The sequence below is a fragment of the Brucella pseudogrignonensis genome (genome assembly GCF_032190615.1).
Classification (GTDB): domain Bacteria; phylum Pseudomonadota; class Alphaproteobacteria; order Rhizobiales; family Rhizobiaceae; genus Brucella; species Brucella pseudogrignonensis_B.
Map to the genome: position 1 here is coordinate 983,631 of NZ_JAVLAT010000001.1, position 15,821 is coordinate 999,451.

The following is a 15,821-nucleotide window of genomic DNA, read 5'->3' on the forward strand; positions in this document are numbered from 1 at the left end:
GTCAGATCGTGATCATACCGATAATGCATCCCACTGCCGTATTGATGGCGCGTGTTTGTGAAAGCGCAAGCGTGTTGCGGACATCGGGGTCGGAAATGATGAAACGGCAATCACCTCTGATGTCGGATAACCAATTCATCGCTCTGCCAAATTAACAAGAATATTAAATAATCAAGCTGCGTTTTATATATCTAACGTAACTATAACTACAAAGAAAATGTAAAAATATTATTTTTATAATTCAACACTACATCAATTTATAATAAAAATATTAAAATATAACATAAAAATTATATATATTTACACTTAAAAAAATATTACATACAATTCATCTTCAAATAGAATCACATGTTGAATTTGCGTATCTGAGTATAAACATTAATATATTTTATATTTATAATATTGCGAGGTCTTCATGTCTGCAATTCCAAATTATTATTCTAAAAACTTAAAAATAATAAAATTGAAACATATTCTTTTTTCAACAGCGCTTAGTTTTCCCATTGCATTTTTAGCTTCGCCTCCAGTTTCCGCCCAAACACCCGCCCCCTATGGCGCAGGCAAAGGAGGCGATGAGGGAAATATGTCGACGGCAATTTTCTCCCGGGGGTAATCGGGGAAGCAGGCGACGGGGGAAATGGAGGAGGATCAAATGGCGGCGACGGCGGATTACGCGGACGACTAATCAACGAATCCGGGCCACTTGATGATAACGTGATCGGCGGCGAAGGCCTTTCAGGAACAATCAATGCAATAAGTGATAGAGCAACCAGCGGAGGAGGTGGTGGAGGCGGTACGGGAATTATTATCGGCGATGAAGACAGCGGGGACTATTTAGAGGTCGATATCAATACAACCATTAAAGGAGGAAACGGAGGAAACGGAGGCAATGCTGCCCTCGCACTTGGAGCAGGCGGAAGTGGGGGCAATGGTGGAGCAGGTGTCTATATCTATAAATCGCTGGTAATAAACAACGGCACCATAATTGGCGGCAATGGCGGCAGCGGCGGCAACAGCGTCGGTGAAACCGCCATCGTAGGCAAAGGCGGCGATGGCGGCGTTGGCGTATTAATAGGCAAAGATTCGCAGCTAATTAACAACAAATACATAAAAGGCGGAATGGGCGGACTTCAAGGCATATCTACCGATGATTCATCGCATCCCTCCATCAATAAAGGCGGAAATGGCGTCGAATTGCTTGGCAATAATCATCTTGAAAATACAATCAGTGGAGAAATATATGGGGGATTAAATCAAAACGCAAATCAGGAATTAGGGGGCTACGCCATTGCTGTATATGGAAAAAATAATATAATTTCCAACAATGGTATTATTAAGAGTGCTTACGAAGGCGAAGATCAAAAAGCAATACTTATAGATGGCGAAAATAACAAACTAGTTATACTGAAAAACTCCCGCATTTTTGGAATTGTAAAATCTACCGCGCGCGGAAATACATTAGAGCTCGCTGGAGAAGAAACAGCCTCCTTCGAGGTTGTAAACATAGGTGACGATAAACAGTATCAAGGGTTCGATTATTTTTCTAAAACTGGCGAAAGCACATGGTATTTAGTGGGCGAAACAAATGCTTTGACCCCATGGATCGTAAAACATGGGTTTTTGTCTATCGACAAAGACGAGAATCTCGGTTCATTCAATGGAACACTAACGCTTGACGGAGGCACATTAGAGCTTAGGGCATGGGATGAAGAACCTGGGGGTTCCGATACTCCTCTTCAAATAAACCGCTCAATAATTTTAACTGAAAATGATGGTGTCATCTATACCAATACATCTGACGGCATAATCTATTCCGAAATCCAAGGCGAAGGCGAATTGCAGAAATCAGGTGAACACCGCCTGACACTTGTAGCAGAGAACACATATACGGGTCACACCTATATTGAAGACGGCGAGTTGGAAATTGGAAACGGCGGCAACAACGGAAGCATAATAGGCAATATCGAAATTCATAAAGATGCGGCGCTGAGCTTCAATAGATCGGATACGTTCTGGATCGAGCACATGGTTGCTGGACAAGGCAACATAGCTTTCGATGGAACAGGAAATGCTGTTTGGTCGACGCAAAGTGAAGGCTTTACAGGCATAACACGAGTTTCCTCTGGTATACTGTCCCTATACGGCAGCTTGGGAGGTCTCATGTCAGTTGGTTCATACGCTATGCTGTCAGGGTCCGCTGAAATCAACAGCCTCATAACCGCCGGTAAAATCGCGCCAGGCGATTCTGTGAATTACGGCGAAATCACAATAACTAAAGGTTACCTGGGCCTCAACGGGAGCAGTGTTTTACTAAAAGCCGCCCTGGGAGACGACAATTCAACAACTGACCGCTTGATCGTGCTTGGTGATACCGTTGGGGAAAGCAAACTATTAATCTGGAATATGTCTGGCTCAGGCGGCGACACGGTAAAAGGCATCGAAGTTATTCGAGTTGAAGGAGAATCTGATGCAAGATTTAACCTTGTAGGTGATTATAATCTTCCTTCTGGGACGCCCGCGGTTGTCGCCGGCGCTCATTCATATGTACTTCAAAAAGGAAGCGTTACAGATCCTGCGGATGGCAATTGGTACCTGCGAAGTAATTTTTCTCAGGAGGTCTGCCCAACTCCAGAGCCAGGCCAACCTTCAAAACCTTGCCAGCCATGCGTGACGCCAAGCAATCCTTCCCGACAGCCTTGCCGACCTTGCCCTTCACCAAACACTCCGACAGAACAGCCTGGCTCTTGCTCAACCAACTCGGACATCTATCAACCCGGTGTCCCACTATACTCGTCCTACGCTCATATAATTCATAGCCTCAATACACTCCCTACAATGCGGGAGCGCGTTGGAAATCGGTATTGGACAGGCATTTCAGCGCATAAAATCTCCCAAGGCGATGGGCTGGGTACAGATACAGAATCAGCTCCAGATCCTGCACTGAAAGAAGTGCTGACGGATGCAGGCCTCATATGGGCGCGCGTCGAGGCCGCTCACACCCGCAACCAACTTCAAAACTCAACGACGAACAACAAATATAGGTCAGATCAGTGGAGTTTACGCGCTGGCATTGATAACCAAGTCCTGGAGAGTACTTATGGTAAAGTGATTGCAGGCGTCTGGCTTCAATATGATACTGCCAAGGCGGGTGTCACATCATATTTTGGCAATGGCACAGTCGACATCAACTCCTACGGTGTCGGCGCAGCCCTTACCTGGCTTTCCAACGACGGCTTTTATGTTGATGGCCAAGCCCGGCATTCTTGGTCGAAAAGCGATATTTCATCTGAAACTCTCAATCGCTCTTTGATAACCGATACGAAGGGAAAAGCATTGGCGTTAAGCCTCGAAGCTGGCCAAAGAATAGTGATCGATGATCGCTGGTCATGGACTCCGCAAGCGCAGCTAACATGGGCTCAAACAAGCCTTGATGATTTTACCGACCCTTATAATGCAGATGTTTCTTTTGAAAAACTAACGTCCTTAACCGCTCGTATTGGACTATCCGCTCAATATTCAGCCAGTTGGCAAGATAAAAATGGATACACGTCGCGCACCAACGCTTACAGTATCACAAATATTTATCGCGAGCTTTTAGACCGCTCAACGAAAATGAATATATCGGATGAACTGATTTATATAGGAAATGAAGACAAGACCTGGGGCGAATTAGGCTTTGGCGGAACTTACGCATTTTTTGACGATAAATACGCGTTGTTTGGCGAAGCAGCAATCGCTAGTCCGTTCAAACAGATCGATGCCAACTACTCTCTTCGTGGAAATGTGGGCTTTCGCGTGAACTGGTAATTCGATTTAATATCTAAATGAAGGGATGGTTAAATTTTTGACCATCCCTTTTTTCATAAACGAGGATCCTCGTCTCAGCATCCCATTGTTTTTTCAAAAATTCCGTTCAAATCTCCAGTACATCCCGTTAATGAAAACTGATTTCTCCACGCACATTTTTCCAGTCTGATGGCCCCAGCAGTTTGCAATGCGCATAGACAACCGAATGCAGCGGGCCATCAATCTTTTCTTTCCAGAATTCTATGAAATGATGCAGCACCGGAAATTCCGGTGCGAGATCATAATCCTGCCAGACAAAAAGCTGCAGCAAATGCGGATGATCAGGCATATGGTAGAAAAGCTTTGCCGTTGTCAGACCGTAACCGGCAAGCTGTAATTCAAAAGCAGACTTCGCAACAAAAGCGGATGTCGTCATGGCGATTTCCCCTTTTTATAGGAATCTCATTGTGAACATTCAGCGAACCCCACAGAAATTATAATTGCAGAAATTAGTTTTTAAAAAGTAAAAACAATATGTTAGCATCGTCTAGGTATGAGTGCTGCCACGCTGATCATATTTTCGTGCTGCGTCACTGTGGACCATAGTCGATCCGAATGTCTAATTTACGTTGAGCCAGACGGAATGTAGATGAGTCTGGCGATAGCTTCGCCCCGATGCGAGCTATCGATTACGGCGGGAGGATCGCCGGACAGCAAGGAGGACGACATGTCGGAAAAGCTTTACCCTGTACTGCCGGGGGCAAAGAAAAACACGCTCATCGACAACGAGAAATATCTCGAATGGTATAATGAGAGCGTGACCGACCCGGATGGATTCTGGGCCAAGCACGGCCGACGGATTGATTGGTTCAAACCCTTCACCAAAGTCAAGAATACCGATTTCAACGGCGACGTTTCGATCAAGTGGTATGAGGACGGTGTCACCAACATCTCCTACAACTGTATCGACCGTCATCTGAAAAGCCGTGGCGATCAGGTTGCGATTATCTGGGAAGGCGACAATCCCTATATCGACAAAAAGATCACCTATCGCGAGCTGCATGAAAATGTCTGCCGCCTTGCCAATGTGCTCAAAAAGCACGGCGTCAAGAAAGGCGATCGCGTTACCATCTATCTACCGATGATCCCGGAAGCCGCCTATGCGATGCTGGCCTGCGCCCGTATCGGTGCAGTGCATTCCGTTGTTTTCGCTGGTTTCTCGCCAGAAGCGCTGGCAGGTCGTATCGTTGACTGCGAATCCACTTTCGTTATCACAGCCGATGAAGGCGTGCGTGGCGGCAAGCCAGTCCCGCTGAAAGAGAACACCGACACGGCTATCGACATTGCCGCCAAGCAGTATGTGTTCGTCAACAAGGTTCTGACTGTACGCCGCACCGGCGGCAAGGTCAGCTGGGGCCCGGGCCGCGATCTCTGGTATCATCAGGAAGTCGCAAGCGTCGAACCGACCTGCGAGCCGGAACCAATGAACGCGGAAGATCCGCTGTTCATTCTTTATACGTCCGGCTCAACCGGCAAGCCTAAGGGTGTGCTGCACACCACCGGCGGCTATCTCGTCTATGCATCGATGACACACCAATATGTCTTCGACTATCATGACGGCGACATCTACTGGTGTACCGCGGATGTGGGCTGGGTCACAGGCCATTCCTATATCGTCTACGGACCGCTGGCCAATGGCGCAACAACACTGATGTTTGAAGGCGTCCCCAATTTCCCTGATCAGGGACGTTTCTGGGAAGTGATTGACAAGCATCATGTCAACATCTTCTACACTGCACCAACGGCGATCCGCGCGCTGATGGGCGCAGGCGATGACTTTGTTACCCGCTCGTCGCGTTCCACGCTGCGCCTTCTCGGCTCAGTCGGCGAGCCGATCAACCCGGAAGCATGGGAATGGTATTACAACGTAGTCGGCGATCAGCATTCGCCAATCGTTGATACATGGTGGCAGACAGAAACCGGCGGTATTCTGATTACACCATTGCCGGGCGCAACCGATCTCAAGCCGGGTTCTGCAACCCGCCCATTCTTTGGTGTAAAGCCACAGTTGGTTGATAATGAAGGCGCAGTCGTTGAAGGCGCAGTCGATGGCAACCTCTGCATTATCGACAGCTGGCCGGGCCAAATGCGCACACTTTACGGCGATCACAAGCGCTTCATCGAGGCTTACTTCTCCACCTATAAGGGCAAGTATTTTACGGGTGACGGTTGCCGTCGCGATGAGGACGGCTACTACTGGATCACCGGCCGCGTCGATGACGTGCTCAACATTTCCGGCCATCGCCTCGGCACGGCGGAAATTGAGTCGGCACTCGTCTCGCACCATTCGGTATCGGAAGCCGCCGTTGTCGGCTATCCGCACCCAATCAAGGGACAGGGCATTTATTGCTATGTTACGCTGATGACCGGCGAAAGCGTGCAGGACGAAGAAGCCCTGCGCAAAGAGCTGACACAGCATGTGCGCAAGGAAATCGGGCCTATCGCAACGCCGGATAAGATTCAGTTTTCACCCGGCCTGCCGAAAACCCGTTCGGGCAAGATCATGCGCCGTATCCTGCGCAAGATTGCTGAAGATGAGTTCGGCTCGCTTGGCGATACGTCGACACTCGCCGATCCGGGCGTCGTGGATGATCTGATCGAAAACCGCCAGAACAAGAAATAAAAACAGGCCGGGATTTCCCGGCCTTTTTCTTTATTAACGGAGCCTGTAAATGCGCCCTAGTTTGATGAGATTTTCGTTCCTGCATGCCGAAAATCGTGGTCTTCGAGAACCGGAGCGGAGTGTACTTTTGGGTACATGAGCACCGGAAGCGCAGAAGAACGCGATTTGCAGGCCGCAGAAACGGAAATATCCCAAACTTAGAAGTCGATGGTCCGCCCCTTAATCTCCCAGTCGCCAAAGCGCGCTGGATCTTTACCGCCGCGCCCGCCAATCTCGCGCGGAAGCTTTTCAGCGCTTTCGGCGGCGCGGCGTTCTTCTGCTTCCTTTAACGCGCGCTGAGCTGCTGGCGGCAGCGTGTCGATTTTGCGCCGATCAGCGTTGTCATTCAATTCTGTTTCGTTGAATTTATCGGTCATAAGCGGCAAATCCATTATTGAAGCGGTAACGTTCCATACCCATCATATAGTTAAACTTCGTGGGTAAGCAAAACCCCGATTGATGTAAACTGTTGCTGAACTGGAGATCTCGACACATGAATATGACGAAAACTGCCATGCTGATTGCTCTCATGACAGTCATGTTCATGAGCATCGGCTATTTGCTGGGCGGCGGCGGCGGTATGATGATCGCGCTGGTGGTCGCTGTTGCGATGAACCTGTTTGGCTACTGGAATTCCGACAAAATGGTGCTGCGCATGTATAATGCGCAGGAAGTGGATGAGCGTTCCGGCTCCGATTATTATCGCATGGTCAGGGGGCTTGCTGCCAATGCGGGCCTGCCAATGCCGAAGGTCTATATCATCCATGAAGACCAGCCCAACGCCTTTGCCACAGGTCGCAACCCTGAAAATGCAGCCGTTGCAGCCACGACTGGCCTACTGAACCGGCTGACGCCCGAAGAAGTCGCAGGCGTGATGGCGCATGAGCTGGCGCACGTTCAAAACCGCGATACGCTGACCATGACAATCGTGGCAACGCTTGCCGGTGCGATTTCCATGCTCGGCAATTTCGCTTTCTTCCTTGGTGGAAACCGCGAAAACGGCAATGGCATCATCGGCGTGATCGGCACGATCCTCGCGATGATCGTAGCGCCTTTTGCAGCAATGATTGTGCAGATGGCCGTCAGCCGCACCCGCGAATATGCAGCCGATCGTCGTGGTGCCGAGATTTGCGGCAACCCGCTCTGGCTTTCCTCAGCTCTTGGCAAGATTGCGCGTGGCGCCAAGTCTGTTGTCAATGAAGAAGCCGAACATAACCCCGCGACAGCGCATATGTTCATCATCAATCCGCTAAGCGGACGTGGTGCAGACAATCTGTTCTCGACCCACCCTGATACCGACAATCGTATTCAGGCACTCGAACAGATGGCAGCTGAAATGGGTATTCGCTCAGCGGGAATAACGCAGCGAAACGCGGCCCCTGCACAAAACAGTGGTCCTTGGGGGCAAACTAGTGGTAATGCAGACAAAAATAACAGCGGTGGTTCCAATTCTGGCTACCGAGGCCCGTGGTCGTAAAAACGCATCCCAAGCGTTAGATAAAGTAGAACAGCGTGAACGATAAGAAACCTGCGCCAAAGCGTGGAAATAACAAGTCGCAGACACATGATTACGTCGCAGACCGTGCTGAACAGCAAAGGCCCGGTCTTGCTGCACGTCTGACTGCGGCCCGCCTGCTTGGTGCGGTGATTGAAAAGAACACATCGCTTGACGGTCTGACTGACAACAGTCATGGCCATCCACAATATCTCGCACTTGAGCCACGCGACCGTTCGCTCGTTCGCGCTATTTTGGGCTCTGCACTGCGCAATCGCGGCACCATCGAACGCGCCATCAACAAACGCCTCGACCGGCCATTGCCGGAAAATGCCCACGCGCTCAAGCATCTTTTGCATGTTGCTGTCGCGCAGATTTTCTATCTCAACCTGCCCGATCATTCAGCGGTTGATCTGGCCGTTGAAGCGGCAAATTATGACCCGCGCAATCGCAAATATGCAGGTCTGGTGAACGCTCTTCTGCGTCGTCTGTCGCGTAACAAAGAACGCGCGCTCGAGCACACATTGCAGCCTGAAAAAAATGTGCCGGAATGGTTTTCAAGAAGCCTAATCGATTCCTATGGCCCGAAGAAAACCGAAGCTATTTTGACCATGCATGGTTACGAGCCGCCAATCGATTTCACCGTTAAAGGTGATCCGAAGGAATGGGCAGAGAAGCTCGGCGGTGTAGCCTTGCCTAACGGTTCTGTCCGTCTTGAAACGGTTGCGGGCAACCTCACCGACCTGCCCGGCTTTGCCGAGGGTGACTGGTGGGTGCAAGATGCCGCCGCAAGCTTGCCAGCGCGCCTGATGGGCGACATCAAAGGCAAGCGCGTGGCCGATCTTTGTGCAGCCCCCGGCGGTAAGACAGCACAGCTTGTGCTTCAGGGTGCTGATGTGACAGCGCTTGATATGTCAGAGAACCGCCTCAAGCGCCTAGACGGCAATCTGGAACGTCTGGGCCTTAAAGCCCGCACGGTTGCAAGCAATATGATGGATTTCAAGCCGGATACATTGTTTGATGCCGTATTGCTGGATGCGCCTTGCTCATCCACTGGCACCGTGCGCCGTCACCCGGATGTGCCATGGACCAAAACACCGCAGGATATTAAGAAGCTCGCGAACCTTCAGGCCAAAATGCTTGAGAAGGCCATCACGCTTGTGAAACCCGGCGGCACGATATTGTTCTCCAATTGCTCGCTGCATCCGCAGGAGGGCGAGGACATGGCCCGCAATGCGCTCAAAAATCCGGCCATTGAAGCCTATCCCATCACGCTTGACGATTGCCCCGGCCTTGAAGGCTTGGTCACCAAAGAAGGCTTCCTGCGCTCAACCCCTGCCGATCTGCCTGCGGAAAATTTCGATGGCAATCCGAATATGGCTGGCATGGACGGCTTTTTCGCCGCTCGTTTCAGACGTAAGGCCTAAAGCATGTCGCGGAAAAGTGGGAATCGCCTGCGCGGGGAAATTAGTCCACTGGACTAATTTCTGATACCGCTTCAATCCGATAACGACATGCGTGAAAACAACGACTTAAAGCGCGTCTCTTGAATACGATAAATTGCGACGCGCTTTAATCAGTTAGCAATTGCTGATTAAAATCGATGGATTTGGCATAATGGGTGCTTTGCACCCATTATGGTTAACACTCGATTCACCATTATAGACGATTCTAAGAATGCATGATTCCGAAGTCCGGAAACCGGCATTTCGATACATCATGACGTGAAAGGACGGACCTGCCTTATCGGGTCCATTGCGAATGAATTTGAATACGGAGAACGAGAGGGTGGCAGTCGCGTTGAGCGAAACCCCGCATCTTTGGGGACTGGCTGTTGCACAGGCTTGGCGCAAGTTTAGCCGTCGCCTGCGCATGGGCCCGCTTTACCGCTGGCGTTTCACCGGCTTCACGCCGGAACGCATCCTGATTGCTCCCCCCGATCTCCGCGTTGCCGATCCACAATTGGCACAGGAATTCTACCACGGTCGTTTCGCGCTGGCTGGTCGGCTTGTCGAAACCGGCGGCATGTCGCCTTTCGCAGTCGAACCACCAACACCGGAATGGGAAGCCGCCCTTCAGGGCTTTGGCTGGCTCAGGCATCTCAAAAGTGCCAACAGCGAACTTGCCACCGCAAACGCGCGCGCACTGGTCGATGACTGGATGCGTTTTTATGGCAAACGCATCGGCGGTCTTGCCTGGTCGCCGGAAGTAACGGCGCAGCGCATCATCGCCTGGCTGCAGCATTCCAATCTAATTTTGTCTGGCGCAGAACTACCTGCTTATCGCAAGTTTATGCGTTCGCTTGCCATGCAAGTGCGTTATCTGCGCACAGTCGCCTCCGCCATGGATGACGGCGAAGAACGTCTGCGTGCGCGCATTGCGCTTGCCTTTGCAGCACTTGCCCTACCCGTTTCGCCGCCGACCGCGCGCGCCGCACGCCGCAATCTCGAATATGAATTGAAACGGCAAATCCTTCCTGATGGCGGGCATATCTCGCGCAATCCGGTGACGATCCTTGAATTGCTGGCCGATCTTCTGCCGCTGCGTCAGACCTATGCCAATGGCACTGAAGCGCCACCAAAAGCTCTGATTGAAGCTGTCGAACGCATGTTACCTGCATTGCGTTTCTTCCGGCATCAGGATGGTAGCCTTGCGCTGTTTAATGGTGTTGGCCCGACCTTGTCTGAGCGCATCATTTCAGTGTTGCGCCACGATGAAACCGCAGGCTCACCGCTGACACACGCGCCCTATTCCGGTTATGAACGCCTTTCGATGGGGGCGACCACGATTATCGCCGATACGGGTCTGCCGCCGCCGGTGACGGCCTCGCGCGATGCCCATGCCGGTTGCCTCGCCTTTGAAATGTCCTCAGGGCGTCAGCGCTATATTGTGAATTCCGGCATCGACCGTTACGGCCCGCCGGAATTTCGTCCCCTAGGCCGCTCAACTGCAGCACACTCGACCGCCACCATCAATGATACGTCATCATGCCGTTTCAGTAATAATACCGGCCTGTCCAGCATGATTGGCACACCAATCGTTGCCGGCCCGACCCGCGTTCAACGCGACCGTGTGGAAGATCAGGGGCGGCAAGGTTTTGTCGCGAACCATGATGGCTATGTTCGCTTGTTCGGTATTTTTCATGAACGCCGTGTTGTGCTTTCACATAATGGGAGTGTCATTCAGGGTGCCGACCGTTTCTATCGTGGCGATGCCAAAGCGTTGAAAGCCAATGGCCGCGATAATGTTGCCGTGCGTTTTCATATCCATCCGTCGGTGGAAATCTCGTTTGATGAAAACGGGCTGATAAATCTAAGTGCTCCGCACGACGACACATGGGCTTTCTCTTGCTTTGAAGTGGCTCCGCAGCTGGAGGACAGCATCTTCTTTGCTGGTTTCCGCGGACCTGTGACATCAAAGCAAATCGTACTCTCGTTCCCGGCACACGAACTGCCGGAAGTGAACTGGCAATTCAGCCGTGTTGCCATCGGAAGCTATACCTAGCTCATAAAGCTTCGATCTCTGGCTTTTAGGGTATGATTCACGTCTCAGCTGTGCTAACTCGCCATCGTCCCACCCTTCCTGAACGCAAAACGCTTCAGCAACGAAGAGACCGTTTCCTATGGCTGTCAGCTCCAAGCATATTCCCGCTCCCGATCTTCATCGGGTGCGCCGCGCCCTTCTTTCCGTGTCCGACAAGACCGGTCTCATCGATTTCGCTAAGGCACTTCATGCCCACGGCGTTGAAATTCTCTCGACCGGCGGCACCGCCAAGTCGATTGCCGCCGAAGGCATTCCTGTAAAAGACGTTTCGGAAGTTACCGGCTTCCCGGAAATCATGGACGGGCGCGTAAAAACTCTGCATCCATCGGTTCACGGCGGCCTGCTTGCAGTGCGCAACGACCCTGAACATGTTGCGGCGATGGAAGCCCACGGTATTGGCGGCATCGATCTGGCCGTCATTAATCTCTACCCATTTGAAGAAGTCCGCTTCAAGGGCGGCGACTACGACACCACTGTCGAAAACATCGACATTGGTGGACCGGCCATGATCCGCGCCTCGGCAAAGAACCACGCCTATGTCGCAACCGTTGTCGATCCGGCTGACTATGCAGACGTTGTAACTGAACTCGAAAAGAACGAAGGCTCGCTGCCGATCTCTTTCCGCAAAAAGCTCGCAGCCAAGGCATTTTCACGCACAGCCGCTTATGATGCTGCTATTTCCAACTGGTTTGCCGAAGCAATCAATGATGAAACCCCAACCTATCGCTCGGTTGCAGGCAAGCTGCACTCCGTCATGCGCTATGGTGAAAACCCACATCAGACCGCGGGCTTTTATCTGACGGGCGAACAGCGTCCGGGCGTGGCCACAGCAACCCAGCTTCAGGGCAAGCAACTTTCCTATAACAACATCAACGACACCGATGCAGCTTTTGAGCTCGTAGCCGAGTTTGACCCAGCCCGCACCGCAGCCGTTGCCATCATCAAGCACGCCAATCCATGCGGTGTTGCGGAAGCCGCCACCATCAAGGAAGCCTATCTCAAGGCGCTCGCTTGCGATCCAGTTTCGGCCTTTGGTGGTATTGTTGCGCTCAACAAGACACTTGATGAAGCCGCCGCTGAAGAAATCGTCAAAATCTTCACCGAAGTCATCATCGCACCGGACGCGACCGAAGGCGCACAGGCGATCGTTGCAGCCAAGAAGAACCTGCGTCTGCTGGTAACGGGCGGTCTGCCTGATCCGCGCGCCAAGGGCATTGCAGCGAAAACCGTTGCAGGCGGCCTGCTGGTGCAGTCACGCGACAACGGCAATGTCGATGACCTTGATCTCAAGGTCGTCACCAAGCGGAGCCCGAGCGAAGCCGAACTCAACGACATGAAGTTCGCTTTCCGCGTTGGCAAGCATGTGAAGTCGAACGCCATTGTTTACGTCAAGGATGGCGCAACAGTCGGCATCGGCGCAGGCCAGATGAGCCGCGTGGACTCGGCCCGTATCGCAGCGCGTAAGGCAGAAGATGCAGCAGAAGCAGCCGGTCTTGCTGAGCCGCTGACCAAGGGCTGCGTTGTTGCATCCGACGCGTTCTTCCCGTTTGCTGACGGTTTGCTGTCTGCTGTTCAGGCAGGCGCCACTGCGGTTATCCAGCCGGGCGGCTCGATGCGTGACGATGAAGTGATTGCAGCTGCTGACGAGCATGGCATTGCCATGGTGATGACTGGTATGCGTCACTTCCGCCATTAATTTCAGCAACTGCTGAAACAATTTTTAGCCCCCACAACTTCGGTGTTGCGGGGGCTATTTCTTTGCATTCATATCACTTTCGTTTAAGTTCAGTTTAGACTGCAATGAAACGCGGAGGAGCATTTTTAATGACACAGTTCGTCGGTTCTATCGATCAGGGAACCACCAGTTCGCGTTTCATTATTTTTGATAGAAACGGCAATATTGTCGCCATGGATCAGCGCGAACATGAGCAGATCTATCCCAAGGCTGGCTGGGTTGAGCACAATGCCAATGAAATCTGGCGCAACACGCAGCATGTCATCGGCGAAACACTGAAGAAAGCGAAGCTCGAGGCTTCCGATATTGCATCCGTAGGCATTACCAATCAACGCGAAACAACGCTGCTGTGGGACAGGAAGACCGGCGCGCCGCTTTACAATGCCATTGTCTGGATGGACACCCGCACGGACGAACTGGTCGATCATTTTGTCAAAGATGGTGGCGCAGATCGCCTGCGCGATAAGACCGGACTGCCAATTTCGACTTATTTCTCCGGCCTTAAACTGCGCTGGATACTTGATAATATTCCGGGAGCGCGTGAAAAGGCAGAAGCAGGCGATGCGCTGTTCGGCACGATGGATAGCTGGCTTGTCTGGAATCTCACCGGCGGCACAAATGGCGGCATTCACATCACTGATGTAACCAATGCGTCACGCACGCAGTTGATGGACTTGTCTACGCTCAAATGGGACGGTGAAATCTTGCAGCTGTTCGGTATTCCCGCGGCTTGTCTGCCGGAAATTCGTTCGTCCAGCGAAGTCTATGGCGAGATTACCCTGCCCGCGCTTGTCAGTGTGAAGCTTGCAGGCATTCTGGGCGATCAGCAGGCAGCCCTTTTCGGTCAGGCCTGCCTTGAGCCGGGCGAAGCCAAGAACACCTATGGCACCGGCTGCTTCATGTTGATGAATACAGGGGAGAAGCTGGTTCCATCCACCTATGGACTTCTCACGACTGTTGCATATCAGCTTGGTGAACAAAAGCCAGTCTATGCGCTGGAAGGCTCGATTGCCATCACCGGCGCACTGGTGCAATGGCTGCGCGATAATCTTGGCATTATCAAAGCCAGCGCTGACATTGAAACACTGGCGCGCACAGTCGAAGACAATGGCGATGTCTATTTCGTCCCGGCCTTCTCCGGCCTTTATGCACCGCATTGGGAAGATTCCGCACGCGGCGTCATTGCTGGCCTGACACGCTTTGCAAATAAAGGTCACATCGCCCGCGCCGCCCTTGAAGCAAGTGCCTATCAGGTGCGCGAAGTGCTGGAAGCCATGGCCAAGGATTCAGGTGTAGAGATCACTGAACTGCGCGCTGATGGCGGCATGACCATCAACGAACTGCTTATGCAGTTTCAGTCTGATATTCTGAATGTTCCGGTCGTGCGTCCGAAGATCATCGAAACCACTTCCCTGGGTGCAGCTTATGCGGCTGGGCTTGCGGTCGGCTATTGGAAGTCGACCAACGACATTATTGAGAACTGGCAGGTCGGCCAGCGCTGGCATCCAAAGATGACGGCAAAGGAACGCACCAGTCTGTTCAACGCGTGGGAGAAGGCCGTGCAGCGGTCTCTCAACTGGGTCGATTAGAACATAATCCGACCGGAGTGGAACGAGGATCGATAAGATTATGCTTAAAGTAAAAGGTTTTAGAGCGCCGATCTGATTCAATCAGATCGAAACGGGCTCTAAAACGAAGGCTCTCGTAACAAACCAAACTTGAAAACGATTAATGATTATCGACAGCCGGTGAGTAAATCCGCTCACCGGGCGGCTTTTTAGTACCTAAATTATTTTCTCGGAGTAGATGATGAGTAATGGTTTTATCGGCGAATTTCTTGGCACAATGGTACTTATCCTGTTGGGCGATGGCGTGGTTGCAAACGTGCTTCTTGCAAAATCCAAAGGCCAGAATTCCGGCTGGATCGTCATTACCGCAGGCTGGGGCTTTGCGGTTCTCTGCGGTGTGATGGTTGGAGTTGCAGCTGGCAGTGCAGGTCATCTAAACCCTGCAGTGACGCTTGCCTTTTTTGCGGCCGGTAGTTTTCCGGCGGCTAACGTAGCGCCCTATATTGCGGCGCAGATGCTTGGTGCTTTCGCAGGTGCCGTGCTCGTCTATCTCGCTTATCTGCCCCACTGGAAACCAACGGAAGACAAAGGCCTCAAGCTCGGCGTCTTCTGCACCGGACCTGCCATCCGCAATCTTCCGGCCAATTGCCTCGCAGAGATCATTGGCACTTTCGTGTTGGTATTCGTTGTCATTGCCATTGGGGCAAAGGCCGTCGGTGCAACAGGCGTCCTTGGACCACTGATGGTCGGCCTGCTTGTATGGGCACTTGGTGTTTCACTGGGCGGCCCCACCGGCTATGCGATCAATCCGGCACGCGATCTCGGACCACGCATCGCCCACGCATTGCTGCCCATTCCGGGAAAAGGCAGCTCGGACTGGTCCTATGCATGGATTCCAGTTGCAGCGCCGATCATCGGCGGCCTTCTCGCGATTACATGCGCCAAAGCTGCAGGCATGATGTGAACTATAGG

General features: G+C 51.9%; 12 protein-coding genes. 9 read left to right on the top strand and 3 right to left on the bottom strand.

What is annotated here, in order from left to right; genetic code table 11:
- Position 1: 1 nt before the first annotated feature.
- Entirely contained in the window at positions 2-139 is a 138-nt protein-coding gene (locus RI570_RS04825; RefSeq protein ID WP_313827250.1) for a hypothetical protein, read from the bottom strand.
- A 276-nt stretch (positions 140-415) separates the two neighbouring features.
- Between RI570_RS04825 and RI570_RS04830 the strand changes: the two genes are divergently transcribed.
- Positions 416-613 (top strand): hypothetical protein, encoded by a 198-nt coding sequence (locus RI570_RS04830; RefSeq protein WP_313827251.1) that lies wholly within the window; start codon positions 416-418, stop codon positions 611-613.
- Between the two features lie 101 nt (positions 614-714).
- The gene (locus RI570_RS04835) at positions 715-3,807 is read left to right on the top strand and encodes an autotransporter outer membrane beta-barrel domain-containing protein (protein WP_313827252.1); all 3,093 of its coding nucleotides are present in this window, start codon (positions 715-717) and stop codon (positions 3,805-3,807) included.
- 127 nt (positions 3,808-3,934) lie between these two features.
- On the opposite strand, the gene RI570_RS04840 is transcribed toward RI570_RS04835, so the two are convergent.
- Positions 3,935-4,222 carry a Usg family protein gene (locus RI570_RS04840; RefSeq protein ID WP_313827253.1) on the bottom strand — a complete coding sequence of 96 codons (288 nt, stop codon included), beginning with the start codon at positions 4,220-4,222 and terminating at the stop codon, positions 3,935-3,937.
- A gap of 291 nt (positions 4,223-4,513) precedes the next feature.
- Between RI570_RS04840 and acs the strand changes: the two genes are divergently transcribed.
- The gene (gene acs / locus RI570_RS04845) at positions 4,514-6,469 is read left to right on the top strand and encodes an acetate--CoA ligase (RefSeq protein WP_313827254.1); all 1,956 of its coding nucleotides are present in this window, start codon (positions 4,514-4,516) and stop codon (positions 6,467-6,469) included.
- A gap of 197 nt (positions 6,470-6,666) precedes the next feature.
- Here acs and RI570_RS04850 read toward each other — a convergent pair whose 3' ends face one another.
- Positions 6,667-6,885, bottom strand: a complete 219-nt coding sequence (locus RI570_RS04850; RefSeq protein ID WP_313827255.1) for a DUF1674 domain-containing protein — start codon at positions 6,883-6,885, stop codon at positions 6,667-6,669.
- Positions 6,886-7,001: 116 nt separating this feature from the next.
- Here RI570_RS04850 and htpX point away from each other — a divergent pair, with 116 nt between their 5' ends.
- The 6 genes from htpX (at position 7,002) to RI570_RS04880 (ending at position 15,813) form a co-directional block, all read left to right on the top strand.
- The gene (htpX, locus tag RI570_RS04855) at positions 7,002-7,985 is read left to right on the top strand and encodes a zinc metalloprotease HtpX (protein ID WP_313827256.1); all 984 of its coding nucleotides are present in this window, start codon (positions 7,002-7,004) and stop codon (positions 7,983-7,985) included.
- A gap of 35 nt (positions 7,986-8,020) precedes the next feature.
- Complete coding sequence (locus tag RI570_RS04860) at positions 8,021-9,430, top strand: RsmB/NOP family class I SAM-dependent RNA methyltransferase (RefSeq protein WP_313827257.1); 1,410 nt, start codon at positions 8,021-8,023, stop codon at positions 9,428-9,430.
- 361 nt (positions 9,431-9,791) lie between these two features.
- Entirely contained in the window at positions 9,792-11,507 is a 1,716-nt protein-coding gene (locus tag RI570_RS04865) for a heparinase II/III family protein (RefSeq protein ID WP_409558619.1), read from the top strand.
- Between the two features lie 118 nt (positions 11,508-11,625).
- Positions 11,626-13,242 (top strand): bifunctional phosphoribosylaminoimidazolecarboxamide formyltransferase/IMP cyclohydrolase, encoded by a 1,617-nt coding sequence (gene purH / locus RI570_RS04870; RefSeq protein ID WP_313827259.1) that lies wholly within the window; start codon positions 11,626-11,628, stop codon positions 13,240-13,242.
- A gap of 128 nt (positions 13,243-13,370) precedes the next feature.
- Complete coding sequence (gene glpK / locus RI570_RS04875; protein WP_313827260.1) at positions 13,371-14,870, top strand: glycerol kinase GlpK; 1,500 nt, start codon at positions 13,371-13,373, stop codon at positions 14,868-14,870.
- A gap of 220 nt (positions 14,871-15,090) precedes the next feature.
- Entirely contained in the window at positions 15,091-15,813 is a 723-nt protein-coding gene (locus RI570_RS04880) for an MIP/aquaporin family protein (RefSeq protein WP_313827261.1), read from the top strand.
- Positions 15,814-15,821 lie beyond the last annotated feature (8 nt).